The organism is Collimonas sp., from assembly GCF_035566555.1.
GTDB lineage: Bacteria > Pseudomonadota > Gammaproteobacteria > Burkholderiales > Burkholderiaceae_D > Collimonas.
The window spans coordinates 13,866-33,859 of record NZ_DATMRB010000130.1 but is presented as its reverse complement, the minus strand read 5'-3'; the positions used below and the strand labels follow the sequence as shown (position 1 = coordinate 33,859).

Sequence of the window (19,994 nt, the reverse complement as noted above, 5' to 3'; positions counted from 1 at the left end):
CGTTGTTTCTTCCGCCACCGAAAACAGGTTGCCGGTGTTCTTGGTGGCGAACGATAAAACCTCAGTGCCGAGGCTGGCGGGACTGTCGGTCACGGCCAGGCCGACCAGGTAGGCTTCGCCGGTGTCGGAGAATTTCGGATTGATTTCGATGCTGGTGTAGATTTTCTGGCGCGCCTTGTTCATGGCGACCAGTTCCGGCGTGGGCGAGATCTGCGCGTACAACGCCAGCTTCTTGACGCCGCCCAGCTCGACTTCCTCGGCTTTGACTGCCGTCACATCGCCATAGGCTTTGAAGGCGCCATCTGCCCAGGTGCTGCGCAGATGCTCGACCCAGATACGGGCGCCATACACCTGCGGGTCAAAATTGGCGGCCATCTGTTCAATGAAAGCGCGGTCGATGACACGGCCGTCAGTGGTGGCGCCTTCGACGGCGACGCGGAAGAATTTGGATTTTGGAGCGGTGGAGGTCGTCTTTGCCATGGTGTCGGTATTTTGGGAAGTTCGAATACCGCCATGGTCGGCGTTGCTGCGCGTGGAAACAATCGGCAGCGGGTTGATAACAGTCTTACCGACTTTCCGACAGAGGCTTTTACAGGCGTTGCCCTCTACGCTTGCGGCATGTTAATCAAACCTGTCCAAATTAAGCCAGCCAAACGCAGCGCCACGCGCGCGCCAGGCACGCTTGCAAAGCTGGCCGCCGTTACCAACGATCCCGCCGCCATACGCGACGCCGCCCGCAGCCTGTACTGGCAGGGCTGGCGTATCTCCTCGATTGCCAAACATCTAAAGATCAAACGCAGCACCGTCGCCAGTTGGAAAGAGCGCGACAAGTGGCACTTGTCCACGGCGATCGATCGCGTGGAAGGGCAGATCGAAGCGCGTATGGTCCAGCTGGTCGGCAAGGAGGTCAAGACCGGTAGCGACTTCAAGGAAATCGACCTGTTGACCCGCTCCCTGGTGCAGATGTCGCGCAAGCGCCGCTATGACGGTGGTGGCAACGAGGCGGATCTCAATCCGAACCTGGACAAGCGCAACGCCGGCCCGAAGAAGAAGCCGACCCGCAACGACTTCAGCGAAGAACAGCAAAGCCAGCTACTGGATGCCTTCCGCGATTCGCTGTTCGACTATCAGAAAGTCTGGTATCGCAACGGCCATGAAAGAACGCGCATCATTCTGAAGTCGCGCCAGATCGGCGCGACCTGGTACTTCGCCCGCGAGGCGCTGGCCGACGCCCTGGCGACCGGCCGCAATCAGATTTTTCTGTCGGCGTCGAAAGCGCAGGCGCACGTGTTTAAGCAGTACATCGTCCAGTTCGCCAAGGAAGCCGCCGGCGTGGAGCTGTCCGGCGACCCGATTGTGCTGCCGAACGGCGCGCACCTGTATTTCCTGGGGACCAGCGCCAGAACCGCCCAGGGCTATCACGGCAATTTCTATTTTGACGAATTTTTCTGGACCCACAACTTTACGGAGCTGAACAAGGTGGCGTCAGGAATGGCGATTCAGAAGAAGTGGCGTAAAACCTATTTTTCGACGCCGTCTTCGATGAATCACCAGGCGTACCCGTTCTGGACAGGTAAGGAATTTAGCGACCGGCTCCAGAAGGCAAAAAAGGCCAAGATCGATATCTCACACCTGAAGCTGTCCAGCGGCTTTACGGGTGAGGACAAGATCTGGCGCCAGATCGTGACCATCCTGGACGCCGAGGCCGGCGGCTGCAATCTGTTCGACCTGGATCATCTGCGCGACTACGAATACAGCCCGGACCAGTTCGACAACCTGCTGATGTGTAATTTTATCGACGACACCAAGTCGATATTTCCGCTGGCCGAGCTGGAAGCCTGCATGGTCGATTCCTGGGAAGTCTGGGACGATGTGAAACAGTTTGCGGCGCGCCCATTTGGCTATCGTCCTGTCTGGATCGGTTACGACCCGTCATTGTCCGGCGACAGCGCCGGCTGCGTGGTCCTGGCGCCGCCACTGATTGCCGGCGGCAAGTTCCGTGTGCTGGAGCGTCACCAGTGGCGCGGCATGGATTTTGCCGCGCAAGCCGAATCCATCCGGGAAATGACATTGCGCTACCAGGTCGAATACATCGGCATCGATACGACCGGTATGGGGATCGGCGTATTTCCGATAGTCAAACAGTTCTTCCCTGGCGCCACGGCCATCAACTATTCGCCCGAAGTCAAGACCCGCATGGTGCTAAAGGCCAAGGACGTCATTAGCAAGGGCCGTCTTGAATTCGACGCCGGCGCCACCGACCTGTCGGCGGCTTTCATGGCGATCCGAAAAACCCTAACGGCCAGTGGCCGGCAAGTCACATATGACGCAGGCCGTACCGCCGAGACTGGTCACGCGGACTTGGCCTGGGCCTGCATGCATGCGCTCGATCACGAACCGATTGAGGGCGTCTCTGAAAACACCCAATCCTTTATGGAGATTTACACATCGTGAAGAAACAACGTTTTAAAAACGCACGGCTGCAAGCGGCGGCGGCGCCGGCAACGCCCCAGGCCGCGCTGGCGCCAGCCATGGAAGCCTTTACCTTTGGTGACCCGACGCCAGTGCTGGACCACGCCGACATCATGGAAAACCTGGAATGCTGGCTTAACGGCAAGTGGTACGAGCCGCCAGTCAGTTTCCAGGGGCTGACGAAATCGTTTCATGCCAGCGTCCACCACAGCAGCGCCATCTATTTTAAGACCAACATTCTGACCTCGACCTATGTGCCGAACAAGATCCTGTCGCGGGATGCGTTTAAACGCTTCGCGCTGGATTTCCTGACGTTCGGCAATGGCTATCTGGAAAAGAGAGCAAGCCGCACCGGTCAGATCCTTCAACTGACCCATGCACTGGCGAAGTACATGCGGCGAGGGCGGGAACTTGATAACTATTTCTTTGTGAATGGCTGGCAGCAGGAACATGCATTCGACAAGGGCGCCATCTTCCACCTGATGGACCCGGATCTAAACCAGGAGGTGTACGGCGTGCCGCAGTACTTGTCCGCTTTGCAGTCGGCCTGGCTCAACGAAGCAGCCACGCTGTTCCGTAGGAAATACTACAAAAACGGTTCCCACGCCGGCTTCGTGCTGTACATGACCGACCCCGCCGCCAATATCAAGGATGTCGACAATTTACGCCAGGCCATGCGCGACAGCAAGGGGCCGGGCAATTTCCGCAACCTGTTCATGTACGCACCGAACGGCAACAAGGACGGCATCCAGATCCTGCCGGTGTCGGACGTGGCGGCGAAAGATGAGTTCTTCAATATCAAGGGCGTCACCCGCGACGACGTGCTGGCCGCGCACCGCGTGCCGCCGCAACTGATGGGGATCATGCCGAACAACACGGGCGGCTTCGGGGCGATTGAGCCGGCGGCGCGGGTGTTTGTGCGTAACGAGCTGGTGCCGCTGCAAACGCAGTTCCTGGCACTGAATGACTGGTTACAACAGGAGGTAGTGAAATTTGAACCATACGAATTAATGACCGGAGAAGGAAAGAAACCATGAGAGATGTAGCCGACCGCGCCGAGTGGCGCATTGCCAAGGACATCGAAGTAGCCATGGCGCATGCGCGCCGCATCCCCCAGCTGGAGGCGGACGGGCGCTGCCATTACTGCGATGACGATGTCGCCCATGGGGCGCGGTTCTGCAATACCGATTGCCGGGATGACTATCAGAAGGAACAGGAGGCGAAGAGGCGCGCCGGACGCTGAGGGACTACCCAGTGGGGAGATTGTGAATAAATTCAATGGTACGCTGTATGTACCGCCGCCAGAAACATCAATTTAAAGGAACACAGGATGACTGATCGCTTGGACTGGATAGAAAAAGCTGGTATCGAAAATATGAAAATGCATCATTCCTGCGCCGATACGCTGGCAAAAGAAGCGGCAACGACATTGACGTTGTCATTGGCAGGTATGGCTGGCGGGTTGGCCTATGCAGCCAAAGCGATAGATGCCCATAGTTGGAACTGGTTGTCGTTTGGCGCGACAATATTTACGTTATGGCTGCTTGGCGCCAGCTGGTATGTTGTTGCCAAGTGTCTGATGATGATGCCAATTCCGCAGGTTTATAACGATCCGAAAAACCTTCATGCGCCAGAATTAGAGTTTGATGATCTGCGTGCTGCAGAATTGCTGGGTCTGCAAATTCGGATTGATGCGGCGGCTAAGCGTAACGCATTGTTAGCTGGCCGCCTTAATTTAGCGCGCAGACTGGCAATTGCCAGTCCAGCCATATTTATTATTTTTGCGGTGGCCTGGTGGGTGTTGGGGGGGAGGTAGGAGGTTTTTCGTTGTATTTTTCCCGTGATGGGGTGCGATAGACAGGTTGCGGTTGCGGACGCGGTTGTAACGGGTTATTCGTTGCCATGTGATCTCATTATATTGTTTGCAAGAATGCAAACAATAGCAGAAATGCCTATACACCCGCCCAGTGCGGGTTTTTTTACGCCTGGCGCTGATGGGCTACCTGCCCCGCTACCGTGTTGTTACGGCAGCGCCTGCATCGATTAAGGCCGCACCATGCGGCTTTTTTACGTCCCGACATTGTTGTCTTGCCGCGAAAAAAGATGTCGGCTAGGACCTGCGCCGACCAGTCCCCCCACGCCTGCCCATCCCGTTAAATGCACTGGTTTTAACGCAGTTCGAAAAAACGCCAAGTCTCCAAACTACGCCGGGCTCGCGGGGAATTTAGCTGCAACGGATTGACGCAATATGACGCACTTTTGGAGTGAACCCCTGCAACTGGACCAGGTAGGGTTCACTCCATTGTAAGACCCAACTAATGTGCGCTTGCAAACGCCATATGGCCCGGCGACGAGGATTGTGATTGACGGTTGAAGCCATCTCTTCTAATTGGGTTCATATTTTGATCATTTCAATTTTTCCTTTGGTCGTCGCTTCGAGCGAATATTTTTTGTTTCGTCAACTTGGGAAGGCGAGGTCATAGGAATAGTCGATGCCGTGTTCGCGTCTAGCAGGCCGTGAAGCTCAGGCGGTAGTTGTGAACGGAGTGCCTTTGCAACAATAGCCTTCCAGAGCAAATAAACTCGACTCGTATTTTCATCGGGGATGTCCCCACCCGAGACGACAATATCCAGACTCTCAGCACGCTCGCACGCTTCAGCTACGGATGCAATTGGAAAGTGTTTCGGATCAAGTCGTGTTTTGTTATAACCAGACAGCGCATGCCGCAATGCTGTCTCGGCCTGCCTGGCGGTCTTTAGTGTTTTGATGTCAGAAACAGCCACATGATGCAGCAATAACCATATCTCAAAGCAGGATTTGCTCAATGCAACTTGTACTCCTCGTTGCTTGGCATCCTGTATGGCAGCAATGAAATTTTTCAGATGACCTTTTGTGGTGCAATGGTCTGTATCTAATAACATCCAAAGCTCGTCGTCTTGCTCATGGTCTATGCCTAGGAGGCGTTCGAGTACGTGTGAGGCACTTGACGTGCCGTCTACGGTTGGAATGACATGAACGTGTACCCGCGTTATTTGGAAAAAATCAAAATATTGTTTTGGGGCATACGTATCGTCACACGCAACAATAAATAGTCGATCATCCCTGAGTCGGCCAGAGTCGCGTTTCACCGGTCGAGGTTGTCTTTGAAGAAGGCTCATTGGCATGAGCCTTCCGATTCCAGCAATCCATCAATGTTTCCGAGATATGGAATCGCTCCAAATCGACCTTGAAGATAATGTTTACGGACTTCCAAATCCTTCCGCACGTTGAAGTCGGTTAGTGAATGCAAGTGAGTGGAGCCGCTGACATCTTTCTCGGCGAACCAAATCTCGTCGCGTCGCAACAAAGCCAAGTCCAGCAAATTCGATTCGTGCGTTGTCACAATAATCTGGCGTTGACCACCTGTGCAAGATTTTAAGAAAAATTCCAAGAATTTCCAAACTAAAATTGGATGCATACTCCTATCTATTTCATCGATAAAATATACGGCGTTACTGTTCCGTAGATGATGAAGTGCAGGAAGCAGATTTAACAAGCGGCGAGTACCATCTGATTCCTGCGTTAGGGCCAGCGGAGTGCTCTGTCCTTTTTGGTGTTCATGTATTGCTTTTATTGTTATCTGATAATAATGATTTTCAGGTGTCTTCTCAAAGACCAATTCATTGCCTTCCCCTAGCTTGAGCAATGCGGTTTGATTCTCGCTTGTGTTCAGGTCGTCCAGTAATTTGGTAACTCTTTCCTTCGGTAGCAGTCTATTAAGTTCGTCTTCGGTGATCTCTTTCTTCTCGACATCTAAGCGATCCACGCCCGTAGATGAAGCTCGCAAGTAGCTTCCAGCGAACTCCAGAAATCCTACGTCTTCCGAAAAATGGTGCCCTAAGGCTCGAAATGACTCTGTCGGAGCAATCAATACAAGGTCCACTTTTATCCAGCGAAGAACGGCGCTTAGTTCGGTGCCAAAAGACTCCTCATCGAGAGTCGCGTTGATTGTTGCAAGAAATGTTTGATTTTGTGGACCTCCAACAGTCGCAAGAGCGCTCAGTCTTTTCCCTTTGAGCCCCGGTGCTTCGATTTTTACGCTCCCCTCCGAATCAGTGGTGCGTTCATAGATTATTTTTTCGCGTGTTCCGGTTACTTGGACAAGCCACTCTTCAGTAATTCTTATGTCATTCAATTTAAAACCGAAACGATATAACTTTCCGGCTGCAATAAACTGAAGGTCGAAGCTAGAAAGTTCTTGATTGTTTTCGCTGAACGCGAATGGTTCCCGACCAGTGCTAGCACCTTTCGGCCTAGGGCGTAACGCGCTAGATTTTACGAATCGAAGTGCTTTGAAAAGATTGGACTTTCCCGCGCCATTTGCCCCATAGACAACAGCTGCCTGGAGTACCTTTTCTTTGGAGTTCGGAATCGGTACAGCATGCGTTTCGTGCGCTCCCGATATTCGGCTGCTCGCGGCAAGAGAGAAGGTTTCCTCTGTTGAAAAGGAACGAAAATTTGCTACCGAAAATGAAACAATCATGATTTCCTCTGTGTTTTTTTCACGTTATTAATGAAAAATACAGCGTCATATGACATATGTCTACCCAATTTTGTGATTTTTTCACAAAATTGGCGATAAATTGAGTAATGGCGAGCAATTCCTTTGAGGGGAGGTGGAAAGAACAAATGCCCCACGGTTCGCGAGGTTAATGTGCCACCGAACAGCACTGACCGCGGTCGGTGCTGTTCGGTGGCAAATGTCTGTTATCTAGTTGGCGTGAGAGGAAGGTCTGCGTTACTGAAAAGATGCACTAAGGACTCGCGTTTGCAGGATATTTCCTCAGGCCGGAAAATTTCTCATCCTTGCTTGAGTCCACCCACGAATTTTTATTCTGGTTTCTGACTTGGCACACCTGAGGCCCATAGGCCGAATATGAAATCAGGGTCCTTGTCCTTGGGCGTTATCTGAAGGTCCTTACGCATTTCATAAAGCAGCCGGGACATGAGCTTGTCATGCATCTGCAAGCTTCGCTGCTTGTTGCTGACTTTGGTTTCCTCTTGGAATGCTTGTAAGGCGCTGATTACCCTTTGCGGCGCAATCAAATTTAACTTGTTGCATGAGCGGGAGAAGGCGCGTTGATCGTCTGGGCTTGACTCTCCCGAAATAATGCCGCTGAGGCTGGCAACGAAATCTTTGTAGTGTTCCAGTTTCTCTTTTCGTAGCTCAGCGTCCCTTTCTCTTTTCTTAGTGAACCAGTAGCCGGCCACCGCCACTCCAACAGCGGCAGAAGCTCCAATGCATGCAGCGACAATATCAGCAGCCATATCACTCCATAAATTTGATTGTATAGAGACTTGGCACTCTCACCGTTTCAAGTAACCGGGAATATTCTTAGCGCACTCGTCCAACGCCTCATCACTGCCTGACGTTACGCCAAAGCGGTATTTGCAGTAATCAACAAGCGATTTTCTATCCACTGTGGAAAGGTCTGCGATGGCAGGACTGTCGCCCTCATTAGCAAAAGGATCGGTAAACTCCATTTGAAAAGAGGGAAATTTCTTGATGAAAAATGTGGTTTGCTGTTCGTCATCCAGATACGAGCGCACGTATCCTGTAAACAACCAAGCAATCAGCAGTACCAAGATCAGAGCCGCGATGTAGATGATTTTTTTATTGAATGGTTTTTGCATTGAATTCGAATGTTCTGTCATGGCGCCGCAAGCCCACTAACGGCACGAGCCTTTTTCACAAAAGATAGACCTACGTTACCGGGGCAAATCTTCCCTTCACGTGTCTGGCCAGGGAACTCCCTATGACCGCCTAGCGTAGTAATCGCGAAGAACTCGCGCAATATGGCGATGAATTTTGTAGCTGATTCGCTTTGCGCGGCTGGCACGACAGGCTGCTCATTGGCACCCATAGCACTAAAAAATTTTCTCACGGCAGATACGGTATCGCCGCCTTCTTCCGGTTCCGCCAAATTTTCCAGCAAGACGATACCGATAACGCCGGTATTGTAGTTATGCACATGCTCTCCCTTGAACCGGATATCTCGGCCCTCAAAGACGTTTCCGAAACAATCGAGGGCATAGTGATAACCAATATCGTCCGCTGAAATACGTTGCATTTGTTCGCCTTGGATTTCCTGCAATTGTAGTGCGGCAGGTCCACAGGAGAAACTACGTCCGGCATGATGGATGGCAATCTTGGTGTAATTCCAGTCGTCCTTCATTTTTTCTGAGCGGTTCTTATGCGCGGCCCAGCTGGATCGCTCTACGAACTCCATGCCTTGCTGTCGAACACGAGTAATGATTGCTTCCCGGGTCGCTGCTCTGTCATTAACAGTAACCAGCTTGAACGGCTTGCATATATAGTCGGATTCAGTAAAGGCAGTTGCCCACTGTGTCGGCGTGTAATGTGCGTCTGTTCCCATCTCAAGCTTCTCCGTGCTTCAAAGCGCCCGTAGGGGCATTGAAAATCAAATGCAGCTGAATTGTCTGTCCAGGAGCTGCATCAACATTGGCGTATCCATCACCATCAGTAACACCGTTCTGCTGAGCGCCGCCAACTTTGGCAAGATATGCGCGGTTAGCCAATGGCTTCCCAGTTTCGCTATCTTGGAATAGGAAACGCTTGCCTTGTTTTTCTTGGGTATCCTGAGTACTGCCAGGAGAGGTAGTTGCTGTAGCCGCTGCAACGGTAGCAGACGCTGCACCAGCGCCAGAAGGAGGCGATACGGGACCTGATGACTCTATGCCGTCATCGTAAGTCATTGTTTGATGGAGACTAGCTATGAGCTTCGGATGAACAGGGCAGCCACATATAACAATGTCATTCTCCAGTGCCACCTCGCCCATGAATTGCATCCGGCGTGGTCCTCCAGCCTTAGTAATGACTCCCTCGCTCTTGCAGGCAAGACATTGCACCGGCCCACCGATAAGCGCCGCCTTATGTCCGGCGTCACCAAGAGAGAAAGTTGAATTTGCATTCGGCAGGATCACACCGTTTGTAGTTGTCTTGTCGCCTACAACGACAATCTTCCGCATTGCCATAGCTAGTCCCTAAAATTGCTTTGAAGTTATCTTTACAGAAAATTAACTATATTGCAAGTAATTTTACTTGCAGCAAATAAGGCACGCAGTGCTAGGGCAAAGTGCTATCGCCAGCACGCTGAACGTGGGCGAAATTCGGGCGGCAATGGAGACCAATTCCAACAGGCACGACGTGCCCAGTGCCTCACGGTGATTGAGTGTTTAGAATGATACGGAAGGTTGGAGATCAAAATATGGCGATAGACCACAAAAATCCTGTCATCATAATATTTTAGAAGCAATATTGTAAGGAAATAGCATGCCTCCATGGTTTAGCCTCGCAATATCGTGTCTGGCACTTATCTTATCGGGCATTACCCTATGGCTGACTTTTTTCCGTAAAGGACAGCTTTTGATGACACAGCCCACAATTGTATTCTTTGGGCCAGACGATAGAGAGAAGAGCAAGGTTTATTTGCGTACCTTACTCTACAGTACCGCAAAGAGAGGGCGTGTTCTTGAAAGCCTTTATGTGGCACTACAACGGAATGAATCTAAGCAGAATTTCAATATTTGGGTTTATGGAGAGAAGGGGGACTTGAAAAGGGGAAGTGGACTGTTCATTCCACAAGACGGCATAGCTTTTAATCATCATTTTTTATTGCCTGCTGACGGTGCTAACTTTGTATTTTTGGCGGGAGCCTACAAACTGGTTGTCTTCGCACAGCTTGTCGGTGAGCATACTTCTAGCGAGTTAATGTCCATTAACTTATCCATTAGCGAATCGCAAGCAACTCAGTTAGCTAGACCTGGTGCTGGAATATATTTTGATTGGGGGCCAGATCAGCGAAGTTACCACCCTCATATCGATACTCACCCTGACAGCGATAAAGATTTTAAAAAAAACGCTGAGTGAACAATGTGACAGTCGCTACCAATTTCCTGAGCACTTCTGACAGGCATGAAATGCTCATTCCGTGCCGTGAATTAATTGGACGAACGGCGACGCTATGTGGCTTTCTGCGTTGGATAGAAAATCGCTCCGCAAAAATAATTTAGCCCGCGTAATTATTGGAATACAAGCCGATAGAATTCGGCTTTTTGCGGAGCAGGAATCGGCTGCAAAGCCACGCCATATATAGAAAACTAGATGAGCTTGGGAAGCTTTAGATTGGACTACCGAAACTACCCCTCAGGCGAACTATCTATTTATAGTTATTGTAGAAAGTTGTATGCGCTGGGTCTATATTTACACAGCCGATGCCTGCGCAAATTTTGGATAGAACATGTGGCGTTACCGGCGGTGGCCGATAGATAATCGTTTGCGCGGCAACAAGCGTTCGCAAGCGTGCTACAGGAAAAATACGAGTCCGTGCGTAAACTATATAGCTTGTCTGCTTAATAAATGGATGGTCCCCGACTTGCAGTAAGCAAGTTGTATCGTGCGATACGCCAGCGTGAACAGTGGAAGCGTTCGCCATCAAAACATCACTATGCTTCCCCGGGTCAGTTAAAACGACAAACAGGTGGTAATCATCATCCACCTGTGGATTTGGGCCAGATGGCATTAAGAAGGCGTCTCGCTGAGAAACCGGAAATGTCGCCCCGTTGTGAGCACTACTCATGCGCCTTCCAGCAAGCAGTCAAAATATTTTTGCGCTTGCAACTCACGAGTCAGTATCTCGGCTTCCTCTTTCGACTTGCCCAACGCGATGAATACCCGCTTTGCCGGAATCGGATGAGATGATTTGCCCGGGTCCTCCCATTCGGCACACTCGTTGTGGGTGTACTCTACGAGGTCCCACTGAGTCATTTCTCCGAACTGCTTCCAAACATCATTTAGAACATCCATTGCGGCATCACTGAGGCTATCAACGTCTTCCCGGGTAAAGGGGCGTTTCAACTTTACCTGATGATTTTCGCGATCCTCAACCCAATGTTCCCAATCTTCCGAAACAACCTCTCCGTTTGTCAGATTGAGAGTTTGAGAAAGCACCGGTCCCTTAGGCATTGAAACCATATAGTCGCCGGCAATTGGGAAACCACTCCGGCTCATAGATTCACGTTCTGCCAAGTACAACAGCTTCGTCAGCTTCAAAACATTCAAGCTGCCGCCAGCCTTGCCCAGCAGCACAGCGGCCATTTGTGCGGCCTTACGTTCTTTAAACATATTTTTACCCCTTCCTGGTAGGAGGCGTTTTCATACGCCTTCTTCTATCACTCAGATCAAGAAATCCCTTACGTACTATGACAAACATTTGCATCATTGCAAAATCTATGACCAGTTCCAGTAAGACTATGATTTTAAGAGTGCTTTAAAAGCATACATCGAAAATCTATCAATTAGTAAAGTAGGCGCAAATTGATGACGCTACTAAGTTGGTTTCCAGTGAGGTGAAGAAATAATGCGTGCCCGTCTTTTGGGGTGTTTCAAGAAAAATAGTTCTGAAACGCTCGCAGAAATCCACGTATCGTATTATTTATATAATAGATTGAGATAGGGGCAAAATTCAAGACGGTATTTTACTGTATGTATATACAGTTTGTGGTTATGTCTCCTAAATACTACAAAGGAGCATATCGTCACGAGAAAATGGCCATCTTGGCCTAGAAGATCGTCGTCAGTAGTTGGTAAATGGCAACGAGTTGCGCCTGATGCCCATCAATAACGTGGGCGAAATATGGGCGAAAATGGAGACCATTCCAGCCATCGCCAGACCTTGCAGTTTTTGTAACCTCTAGTATTTATGAGGTCTGCGGCGGTCTGGTGTGGTTTGTAATGGTGGAGGCGGCGGGAATCGAACCCGCGTCCGGTAACTTGCCGCAGCCATATGAGAAAGACTCCTGGACTTTCACCTAAATGCTCCGCAGTGTTATTGCCCAGCCTGATAATGCTGACCGATCTGTAATTTGCTTACATAGCTGCTCGTGAGCCAGTGACCATGGCCGAATTGAGCCTCGGGCTCCGGGGGGGCAATCCACAGGAGCTTACAAAATGGTGGATCGCTCCGTCAGTTTGGCTACGCCGCAGGGACGGCGTAGCCGCCGATATCCAGTCTCAATAAGTTTCCTCATCGGGACTGGTTATAAGCTAAGGGGTCTGATAGTGGGTTAAGCTGATGGTGCCGCCATCTGGCACTGCTGCGTGTCGCATGTCATTTTCTGAGGTCATCCAACCAGCTTCCATCGTACTAAAGCCGGCCTGTGAAATCCTCGGATCTTGGCCCCCGGTAGTTTGCAGCCCGACTTTGATGGAGCCGTTTATGGCTCCATTTGCATCCGGAAAGCGCAAGTCCAGCGATCCCAATCTCAGATAAAGTTTACTTATATGTGTAACAACATTAAGATCAATGATGATATTTTCGTCTTCAAGCCAATCAATTCCAGCCTGAAATTTGACGTGTGGATCCGACCGTGTCAAGGACGAACTTTTAAGGGCTAGTGTGCATGGCATCTTATACTCCATTGAGTGGTAGTTAGCATTTCCGACACGACATATTGCCGATTCGATTCAGTTGACGTAGTCGTCGAGTATCAACGGTGTGTTTGGGACTAGTGGTGCCTCCCTGTCCTCATTATTGCTCGTACCCCATATCGCGTGTACTGTTCCGGTCTGGAATCCGGTCATTGTCAGGACTGGATCACGATTGGTCGAAGATTTTCGTGCTAATGGTAGGGTTGTCAATCCTTTGTGGGATGAGTTGATATCGGTCGTAAATAGAAATGTCGTAGGATTTATCTGTACGTTCGACACATGAAAATCACCTTCCATATTAATAACTACAAAGTTCTGGATTGAAAAGCGACCATATTGAAAGGTAAAAGTTACGTTTGGATTGATTGCTACCGCATCAATGAACTTCAGCTTAAGCCATGCCATTTTTTCATCCCTCCGTGAGATATGTTGAAATGTGCGACATGCTAAAAGTACCCAGCATCCAATTGCCACTACACAGCCAAAGGATGGTGTTTCCGTAAGGAAATATTATTTTAATTGAAAAAAATTAAACCGCTACCCGTCAAATCTGACAGGCTGTAAGCGAAATTTAGTGCAATCTCTCTGACGGGCTGGCACGATCAATTGCACGCATCGTTCGTCGGCTACGCCGTCGAGTATCAGCGTTGCTTGTCCTGCCTTGCCGCGCTCCAATTGCATGCCGGTTAACGCAATTGTTCAACAAGATGCCTCAACAACGAATCACGAATCAACGCCTGTGGCCCCGTTTTTTTACACGAGTGCTACGAATTTGCTACAGCAATTTACGAGATGTAGTGGTCTGTACTACGGCTTAGCGGCATAACTCCGCACCGTGAACAAGGGAGATTGCAAGCAAAGTCGTACACGGATATTGGAAATGGTATTTTTCATGGTATTGAGTAAGGTGATTACCTGGAAAGCAAGATAAGTACTGCATTTCTGAGTGGTATTGATAATTGAGTGGGAATGATCCGAGGTTTGGCACTCGCTAGTACTCAACAGTAAAAATGCCTGAAAGCCCGCGTAAATGCGGGCTTTTTGCTTTTGGATTCGGCATTGGCGGGCACGCTAACGAATACCCGGTATCTATTCAACGACGGCGCAGAATGATTGAGACCGGGCGTTCCGGATGATGGTGGTTGACGAATACCGAGATGACAACCCGATCTGCCCAGGCAAAGCGGACCAAATGCTCGATCTCCGGTTCGTGCGAGTGGAATTGGCGATGTTGGCCTGCCTCGGTGAGAAGATGGAAGCCCTCAAAATCGCCGAAACGATCATAAACAATGCTTTCCACTTTGCCGGTGAATTCCTCGTCATGCGTACCGTGCGTGCCGTGCGGACCTTTGCCGTGGCCACCCGCGTTGACGGGAACGGGAACGCCATTGGGCGAAGGCAGAACCAGACCTGCATTGCCGCCGAAGGCGTTGACCCGAGCGGAGAGATACTCGATGTAACGGATCAGCACTAGGTACCATCGGCTGCCGGGAGGCGTTTGCAACAAGCGCCATTTCATGATGGCGAGGGTGTTTTCCTCGGGCAAAAGAAGAACGTCGTCCTGGGCGACTGGAATCTTGACTTGAAACGTGCCAACGACATAGCGCCAGTCGAGTGATGCATGCTTACCCTTGGCCGCAGCGGACGCAGAGTCCTGCGCCGGCGCCGCTGCATTACGATCGTCCGACTTTCTGGTGCTGATACGGCGCACGAGTACGTCGAACTCCTGGCCGGCGCGCACGCCGACCGGCAGGTCAATCGTAAACAAGCCAGCAAATTTTGCGCCGGTACCGAAGGGAATCGGCAGGTAGGACACGGCGCTGTTGACGCTGCACTGGATCGTGTGCGGATCGACGATGGTGAGCTGGTCCGTCGAATGCAGCCGCATGGCGAGCCGGACGACTTCGAGCGCGTCGACCGCAGGCCAATAGATCGTCGCCTTGCTGCCGAGCGGCACCGTACCCCATTGAATCATGAGTTCATCGGGATAACCTTGCAGCACGCTCAACGGCATGCCGGTCGGCGTGCTTGGGCGCGTGTCGAAGGTTTGCGGAATGCGGTGCGCGTCCGCTCCTCCCGGATTGCCGGATTTGGTGATCTGCAGATTCCGTTGCGCGAGTTTGTCGCAGTTCTCCGGGCCGAGCGTTATGCCGTTGGCGTTGACAATCGGCGCGTCGTCATAGGCGATCTGGGCGACGATGCAATGATGGGTGCCGGGGTATCTGGAATTATTCGCCGGATCGAAAACGTCGAGGTGGCAACCGAAATAGGCTGATGTGTCGCCGCTGGGGCCGACGGTGAGCGCGAAATTATTGACCGGGCCGATGGTGGCCAAATAGTCGCCCATGATGCCGCCGGTGGCGAAGAACGGTTGGGAGCTTCCATCGGGGTCGGGCAGCGGCGCGCGCGGCAGGCCGGTTGTCGTGTCGGGCTGGCTGAGATAGGTTGTGTTCGGTTGAAAGTCGGTGTCGTTGGTCTGGGTCAGGAACAGTCTGAAAAACACGCGGACCGTCTTGGGGTTTGTCGTTACTCCCGGCGCACCTTGCAGCCGCACGCGCGCGATGGCGAAATTGTAATTGACGTACTGGACCGAGCTGATGGTGTCTTCGCCGCTTACGGAGGAGTCGCCGGTGCCGTCGACCACGCTGGGAAAATTGGCGAACGGATTTGCGGTGCCCGGATTGGTGAACTGCCCATCGCTGTTCATTGCGCTCAGGACTTGCGTAATGAAGGTGTTTGCGGCGCTGCTGTCCCGCACGGTCGTATTGGTAGGAGGGAAAACGGCGTTCGGCACGCCCGGGATCGTGCTGGACTGCTGCGGATTGACCGTGAAGACGCAGAGATCCTGGCTCAGGTAGAACGGATTGCTCCCGCTTGGATTGAGGTTCTGGAAATAGGGATCTGCGCCAGCAGTCAGTTCGATGTCCGTCTCGGCCGCGTAGCTGGCGGCCGTCACCGAGAAGCGGGCGACTAGCAGCATCTGCACGGCGGCATGGCCTGGCATCGGGAAAGCGCCCAGCGCGGAAGCCGGGAATTTGATGGTGTAGGGAATGAGAATGCGCTGTGAATTGGGACCGCCTTCAGCTATCAGGGCGCCGGGCGGCGAAATGGCGTTGAGGGCCGCGAAGGGGCCAGCGAATTGCGGCGCTGCGGCGCTCACGGCAGCTTGCACCTGCGACAACGTATAACCCTCGATCACCAGCCAGAACGCCGCGAATGTCGCGCCCGTCTCGCTTTCGTCATAGCCATAAGTGCTCTTGTCGGACACGAAATAGAAATTCGGATTCTGCCGGGCCAGCCAGGCGACGGTGTTGACATAGATGGCCTGCAGATCCACCAGCACGCTGCCGCTCGCCGGCGGTGTTTTGGCGGGACCGAATCCTTGCATGCGGTCTGGCGTCGAGCCGCAGGGATCGCCGACGAGGTTGATGTCGAGGTAGTGATGCCACGACGAGTCCGTCACGATCCGGCCCTTGCCGGCGCCGCGGCCATCATAGGCGCACAGGATACCGCTGCTGCCGCCGGCAGTATAGGTCGAGTCCGGATCAAAATTATTCTGTTCGCAAGTCGCGCCGTCGACGAGCGTGGCGTGATCGGGCACGATCGCGCCGGTGGCGATGACGCTGGGCAAAGGCTGGTATCCGCCTGCCGAGGGATATTCCGTGGCAGCGGGCGCCAATGGCGCCACCACCTCGCCCTCATGCATATGATCGGGAAATTGCGTGAGAGGTCCGGTCGCTCCTTCCAGGATCGGATGCACGGCGCTGCCCGGGAAGGACAGGATCTGAGGGATGTTGTCCGACTGATCATCGAACTGGAAGGTGTTGGCCGTATCTGGCGCCGGTCCGCTCGTCCCGGGGTTCATCTGCGTCGTGTCCGCCCGATTCATGCTCGGATCGTTCGGATTGGATGGATAGGGCGGATTGGTCGTGCTTTGGGTTGAAAACGCCGGGCGGTTGACGGATGTCACTGTCGCGCCGCTCCAATCGAGCGCTTGCGCCGGATAGCCGGCGGGCTGGTCGACGCTGCGGCCCCACCACTTGCGCATGCTCTGCACGCGTGGAATCTGGCCGCACATGAACGAACCCATGCCGTAGTGATCGCCGGTCGCGAACACGCCGCCGCCATGGTCCATGAAAGTATTGATCGCTGTGATTTCCGGCGCGCCGATGGCGCTATGAAGGGGGTTGAGGCCGCCGTTCCATCCTTCATAGGCGAACAGCCAAATGACGTCGTAATTATCGAGGCTCGTGGTGGTGGCGAAATTGAAATTCTCGAAAGTGGGGTAGATCGTCGGCGGCGTCGTACTGGTGTCGCGGTCCTGGTGGCGATGGGCGGTATCGATGGCAATCGTCGGTGCCTGGCTGAGTTTCAGCAAGTAGATGAATTCCGCAATCGTGAAGAAATTGTCATTCGGATTCTGGTTGGGTGCAAAGCTGATCCCGCCACCCACAGGTGTGTTTTGAAGATAGGGCCCGTCGGCTACGATCAGCATCCGTATATCAGCCATGACACGACTCCTTCATGATTAGCCGGCATTCACCAGAGGGAGCCAACGCAAGGCTAGCCTACGCGTGATCCCAAGCACTTCATTGATCGCATATGACGTAATCACGGTAGAACAAAATTTGCCCATGTTCAATATTTATTTGCACGTGGAAACATTTCAGTGCAGCCCCATACAAATCACCACTTGCATGCCACGCGCTGTGTCTAGAGAAACAGCATTAACCAATACGGCGGGGCACAAAACAAAAAGCCCAACTCATGAAAGTTGGGCTAAGTGTTTGCTTCAGTTTCTTTGTAAGCAGCGATCGCCCAACGCCCATTGACGGGCGTTGGTCTCCACTTTGTTCAGCCTGCCTCAGTTACTAGCAGTAAATTGAATGTAGGGACTCGTTGCTGCTACGCTGCCAGTGGCAGCCGTTCCAGCGCTGGCGGCACATTTGCCTAAGGTCAGGTTGTTGGTCTCTCCCGTGGACCCATGTCCGGCTGGGCCAAGACAGGTTGGTGCGTGAGTGCCGCCATCGTTGATGGCGAGTTTCACGCTGATGGAGGAACCTTTGTTGAAGGATGCCTGGGATCCGCCGCCGTTGCCCACCAGAGTGAATTCCGCTTGCTTCCACCAGAGTGCGGCAAACACCGTGCTGTCAGAAACCTTGTCTGCATAGACATCCTTGCCAACAGTCAGCGTCACTATATCGTTGCCAGTCGACGACGCGGAGCCGGCCAGTTTCATATTGGCCAGCTGAGCGATGGCGAATTGAGGTGTGCTGACGCCGTTGCTGTTGTGAACGCAGGCGGGGCCATTGCTGTCCGTGGCGTCATCCCAGCCAGCGGAGGCTGGACAGCCAGCGCTGTCGTAGTCGGCCTGCGAGGGGAACACCCAGCTTTGAATGAAGGCCATGGGATGCGTTCCATCTGTATAAGCATCCGTCGAGTAGAGATACTGTTCCCACACGTTGCAAGAGCCGTAGCCAAGTTTTGCGCATGCAGTCGTTGATGCGTTTATATCCGTATTGAGTTGCAAGGTGTATTGATTCGCGCCGATGGTTCCATTGGACATCGAGCCACCGAACATGACATTGATACCCTTTTCAGATTTCACGCCGCTTACCACCGGAAAACTGCCCGTTGCAGATTGAATGGTTCCCGCTGCCTGCGCGGCATAGTCGGTGCCATTGCCGACGGTCTGTGGCTTTACCTCCTCCCTACTTAAGGAGCGGATGGCAGAGGAGGGCAGAACCGGCCGGCTGGAACGATAGGTCGGCCGTGGTCCGCAAGTTACCTTTTCCCAGTTGGCACTAGGATAGGACGCATGAAAACAACCCTCTGCAGGCGGACCCGCTTTCTTCATCTTTTCGTGCCAGGCCTGCAGTGCCGGTGTTTCCACAGCCACATCAGAATTGGCATTGACGGTTGCGGCGGTTGAAAGAACGGGTTCAGCTGCCACAGCGGTGACTGGGCCGGTCGCAATAGCGACAGCGAGAGCCGTCGCAAAAAAATATGTGCTCTTTTTTGTAAATGAGTGCATTTTTTTCTCTATCAAATTGAAATGTTGATCAAACAGTTCTATAGGCGTATGTCGAAGGCGGTGCAGCAAGCCAACAACCATCGCGATAAGCGTCAGTGAAATCCGATTCAAATGGGCCCGTCAGTGCTTACCTATCCTTTCTGGTGCCGCTACCGTGACGACTGCCATGGCAGTGCAGCAAATCCAACACCTGGTGTTTTTGCGTAAACCGAAGTCGTTTCACTGGAAGCGACTTCCCCCACGAATGCAAAGCGTCTTGCACCCATTTTCTGAAATTCATGCGGGGAGAACGCCAATGAAGCTGGCTTCTGTTGACGCGCTCTTACTAGTCATGCCCCTCGAGAAGAAAAAAGGGGGCATGTTTCCTTGAGAAAACTTGTAAGTGTTTGTAAGCTTGGAAGCTTTGCTATCACCGCTCAGGGCGTGCGCAGCGAGGCGGGGCTTTGACATGGCCCATGTAAAACCTGGGTGAAATTTGGGCAGAGGGGAGATCTTTCCAGCTATCGCCAGGCCTTGCCGTTTTTGCAATCCTGGTATGCACGGGGCTCGCAGTAGTCTGGTGTGGTCTGTAATGATGGAGGTGGCGGGCAACTTGGCTAGAGAGGGTCAATCCCACAAGTAAAGAAACATACGGCACAAAATCATGTGCAAGCCGGGGCTTTCATAATTCGTTTCGTATGTTTGCCAGTCCAGCCCCGGCCATCGGGAACTGCGATGAACCCGCCCCGGCGCCAGTAGGCATCGGATGGCTTGTGCTCTCGGCATCGACTGATGTCGCCATCACGGCGGTGTCGCCGCAGGCCGCTTCCTCGGCTTCTGCAGGTGTGCCGTCCTGCGCAAGTAGGCGTGCACTGGCATCACGAACGGCTTCGGCGTCCGGGCGGTCATTGCCGACGCTATTCTCTACTCTTGCGAATATCCTGTTTTCAAGTGAATTGCGCATTGCCGCTCCCAGCTAAAGTGGTACACAGTCAAGGGTAGCGGCTTGCGAGGCTGAA

General features: G+C 52.5%; 17 protein-coding genes. 5 read left to right on the top strand and 12 right to left on the bottom strand.

Translation table 11 applies throughout. The features are described from left to right. Positions 1-480 (bottom strand): GPO family capsid scaffolding protein (locus VNZ65_RS16580; RefSeq protein ID WP_325670902.1); only part of this gene is annotated, 480 nt, incomplete at its 3' end. Between the two features lie 138 nt (positions 481-618). On the opposite strand from VNZ65_RS16580, the gene VNZ65_RS16575 reads away from it, so the two are divergent. The 4 genes from VNZ65_RS16575 (at position 619) to VNZ65_RS16560 (ending at position 4,288) form a co-directional block, all read left to right on the top strand. Further along, entirely contained in the window at positions 619-2,454 is a 1,836-nt protein-coding gene (locus tag VNZ65_RS16575; protein WP_325670900.1) for a terminase ATPase subunit family protein, read from the top strand. Next, positions 2,451-3,509, top strand: a complete 1,059-nt coding sequence (locus VNZ65_RS16570; RefSeq protein WP_414649152.1) for a phage portal protein — start codon at positions 2,451-2,453, stop codon at positions 3,507-3,509. The genes VNZ65_RS16575 and VNZ65_RS16570 overlap by 4 nt, the downstream gene beginning before the upstream one ends. Then, positions 3,506-3,715: a hypothetical protein gene (locus VNZ65_RS16565; RefSeq protein ID WP_325670898.1), complete on the top strand. Its 210-nt coding sequence runs from the start codon at positions 3,506-3,508 to the stop codon at positions 3,713-3,715. Before VNZ65_RS16570 ends, VNZ65_RS16565 begins: the two co-directional genes overlap by 4 nt. An 87-nt stretch (positions 3,716-3,802) precedes the next feature. Continuing rightward, positions 3,803-4,288, top strand: a complete 486-nt coding sequence (locus tag VNZ65_RS16560; protein WP_325670897.1) for a hypothetical protein — start codon at positions 3,803-3,805, stop codon at positions 4,286-4,288. 590 nt (positions 4,289-4,878) lie between these two features. On the opposite strand, the gene VNZ65_RS16555 is transcribed toward VNZ65_RS16560, so the two are convergent. The 6 genes from VNZ65_RS16555 to VNZ65_RS16530 form a co-directional block, all read right to left on the bottom strand. Beyond that, positions 4,879-5,637 (bottom strand): RloB family protein, encoded by a 759-nt coding sequence (locus tag VNZ65_RS16555; RefSeq protein ID WP_325670896.1) that lies wholly within the window; start codon positions 5,635-5,637, stop codon positions 4,879-4,881. Next, a complete protein-coding gene (locus VNZ65_RS16550) occupies positions 5,628-6,995 on the bottom strand; it encodes an AAA family ATPase (protein ID WP_325670895.1) in 1,368 nt (455 codons plus the stop codon). Before VNZ65_RS16550 ends, VNZ65_RS16555 begins: the two co-directional genes overlap by 10 nt. 347 nt (positions 6,996-7,342) lie before the next feature. Beyond that, positions 7,343-7,780: a hypothetical protein gene (locus VNZ65_RS16545; protein ID WP_325670893.1), complete on the bottom strand. Its 438-nt coding sequence runs from the start codon at positions 7,778-7,780 to the stop codon at positions 7,343-7,345. A 39-nt stretch (positions 7,781-7,819) separates the two neighbouring features. Continuing rightward, on the bottom strand, positions 7,820-8,146 hold the full coding sequence (locus VNZ65_RS16540; protein ID WP_325670891.1) for a hypothetical protein: 327 nt from the start codon (positions 8,144-8,146) through the stop codon (positions 7,820-7,822). Between the two features lie 17 nt (positions 8,147-8,163). Next, positions 8,164-8,889: a peptidoglycan recognition family protein gene (locus VNZ65_RS16535; RefSeq protein ID WP_325670889.1), complete on the bottom strand. Its 726-nt coding sequence runs from the start codon at positions 8,887-8,889 to the stop codon at positions 8,164-8,166. A gap of 1 nt (position 8,890) precedes the next feature. Further along, complete coding sequence (locus VNZ65_RS16530) at positions 8,891-9,508, bottom strand: PAAR domain-containing protein (protein ID WP_325670887.1); 618 nt, start codon at positions 9,506-9,508, stop codon at positions 8,891-8,893. Between the two features lie 394 nt (positions 9,509-9,902). On the opposite strand from VNZ65_RS16530, the gene VNZ65_RS16525 reads away from it, so the two are divergent. Then, the gene (locus VNZ65_RS16525; RefSeq protein WP_325670885.1) at positions 9,903-10,403 is read left to right on the top strand and encodes a hypothetical protein; all 501 of its coding nucleotides are present in this window, start codon (positions 9,903-9,905) and stop codon (positions 10,401-10,403) included. A 705-nt stretch (positions 10,404-11,108) separates the two neighbouring features. On the opposite strand, the gene VNZ65_RS16520 is transcribed toward VNZ65_RS16525, so the two are convergent. The 5 genes from VNZ65_RS16520 to VNZ65_RS16500 all read right to left on the bottom strand — a co-directional run bounded on the left by VNZ65_RS16520 (position 11,109) and on the right by VNZ65_RS16500 (position 19,939). Next, positions 11,109-11,657: a Panacea domain-containing protein gene (locus VNZ65_RS16520; RefSeq protein ID WP_325670883.1), complete on the bottom strand. Its 549-nt coding sequence runs from the start codon at positions 11,655-11,657 to the stop codon at positions 11,109-11,111. Positions 11,658-12,578: 921 nt separating this feature from the next. Then, entirely contained in the window at positions 12,579-12,941 is a 363-nt protein-coding gene (locus VNZ65_RS16515) for a hypothetical protein (protein ID WP_325670882.1), read from the bottom strand. A gap of 1,114 nt (positions 12,942-14,055) precedes the next feature. After that, entirely contained in the window at positions 14,056-17,472 is a 3,417-nt protein-coding gene (locus tag VNZ65_RS16510; RefSeq protein WP_325670880.1) for a hypothetical protein, read from the bottom strand. A gap of 354 nt (positions 17,473-17,826) precedes the next feature. Further along, entirely contained in the window at positions 17,827-19,107 is a 1,281-nt protein-coding gene (locus tag VNZ65_RS16505) for a hypothetical protein (RefSeq protein ID WP_325670878.1), read from the bottom strand. Between the two features lie 550 nt (positions 19,108-19,657). After that, positions 19,658-19,939, bottom strand: a complete 282-nt coding sequence (locus tag VNZ65_RS16500) for a hypothetical protein (RefSeq protein ID WP_325670876.1) — start codon at positions 19,937-19,939, stop codon at positions 19,658-19,660. Positions 19,940-19,994 lie beyond the last annotated feature (55 nt).

What these genes read in the sequence shown, in the direction of transcription:
- VNZ65_RS16575 (WP_325670900.1), top strand. Translation starts at nt 619, where the DNA reads ATGTTAATCAAACCTGTCCAAATTAAGCCAGCCAAACGCAGCGCCACG.
- VNZ65_RS16565 (WP_325670898.1), top strand. Translation starts at nt 3,506, where the DNA reads ATGAGAGATGTAGCCGACCGCGCCGAGTGGCGCATTGCCAAGGACATC.
- VNZ65_RS16560 (WP_325670897.1), top strand. Translation starts at nt 3,803, where the DNA reads ATGACTGATCGCTTGGACTGGATAGAAAAAGCTGGTATCGAAAATATG.
- VNZ65_RS16555 (WP_325670896.1), bottom strand. Translation starts at nt 5,637, where the DNA reads ATGCCAATGAGCCTTCTTCAAAGACAACCTCGACCGGTGAAACGCGAC.
- VNZ65_RS16550 (WP_325670895.1), bottom strand. Translation starts at nt 6,995, where the DNA reads ATGATTGTTTCATTTTCGGTAGCAAATTTTCGTTCCTTTTCAACAGAG.
- VNZ65_RS16545 (WP_325670893.1), bottom strand. Translation starts at nt 7,780, where the DNA reads ATGGCTGCTGATATTGTCGCTGCATGCATTGGAGCTTCTGCCGCTGTT.
- VNZ65_RS16540 (WP_325670891.1), bottom strand. Translation starts at nt 8,146, where the DNA reads ATGCAAAAACCATTCAATAAAAAAATCATCTACATCGCGGCTCTGATC.
- VNZ65_RS16535 (WP_325670889.1), bottom strand. Translation starts at nt 8,889, where the DNA reads ATGGGAACAGACGCACATTACACGCCGACACAGTGGGCAACTGCCTTT.
- VNZ65_RS16530 (WP_325670887.1), bottom strand. Translation starts at nt 9,508, where the DNA reads ATGGCAATGCGGAAGATTGTCGTTGTAGGCGACAAGACAACTACAAAC.
- VNZ65_RS16525 (WP_325670885.1), top strand. Translation starts at nt 9,903, where the DNA reads ATGACACAGCCCACAATTGTATTCTTTGGGCCAGACGATAGAGAGAAG.
- VNZ65_RS16520 (WP_325670883.1), bottom strand. Translation starts at nt 11,657, where the DNA reads ATGTTTAAAGAACGTAAGGCCGCACAAATGGCCGCTGTGCTGCTGGGC.
- VNZ65_RS16515 (WP_325670882.1), bottom strand. Translation starts at nt 12,941, where the DNA reads ATGCCATGCACACTAGCCCTTAAAAGTTCGTCCTTGACACGGTCGGAT.
- VNZ65_RS16510 (WP_325670880.1), bottom strand. Translation starts at nt 17,472, where the DNA reads ATGGCTGATATACGGATGCTGATCGTAGCCGACGGGCCCTATCTTCAA.
- VNZ65_RS16500 (WP_325670876.1), bottom strand. Translation starts at nt 19,939, where the DNA reads ATGCGCAATTCACTTGAAAACAGGATATTCGCAAGAGTAGAGAATAGC.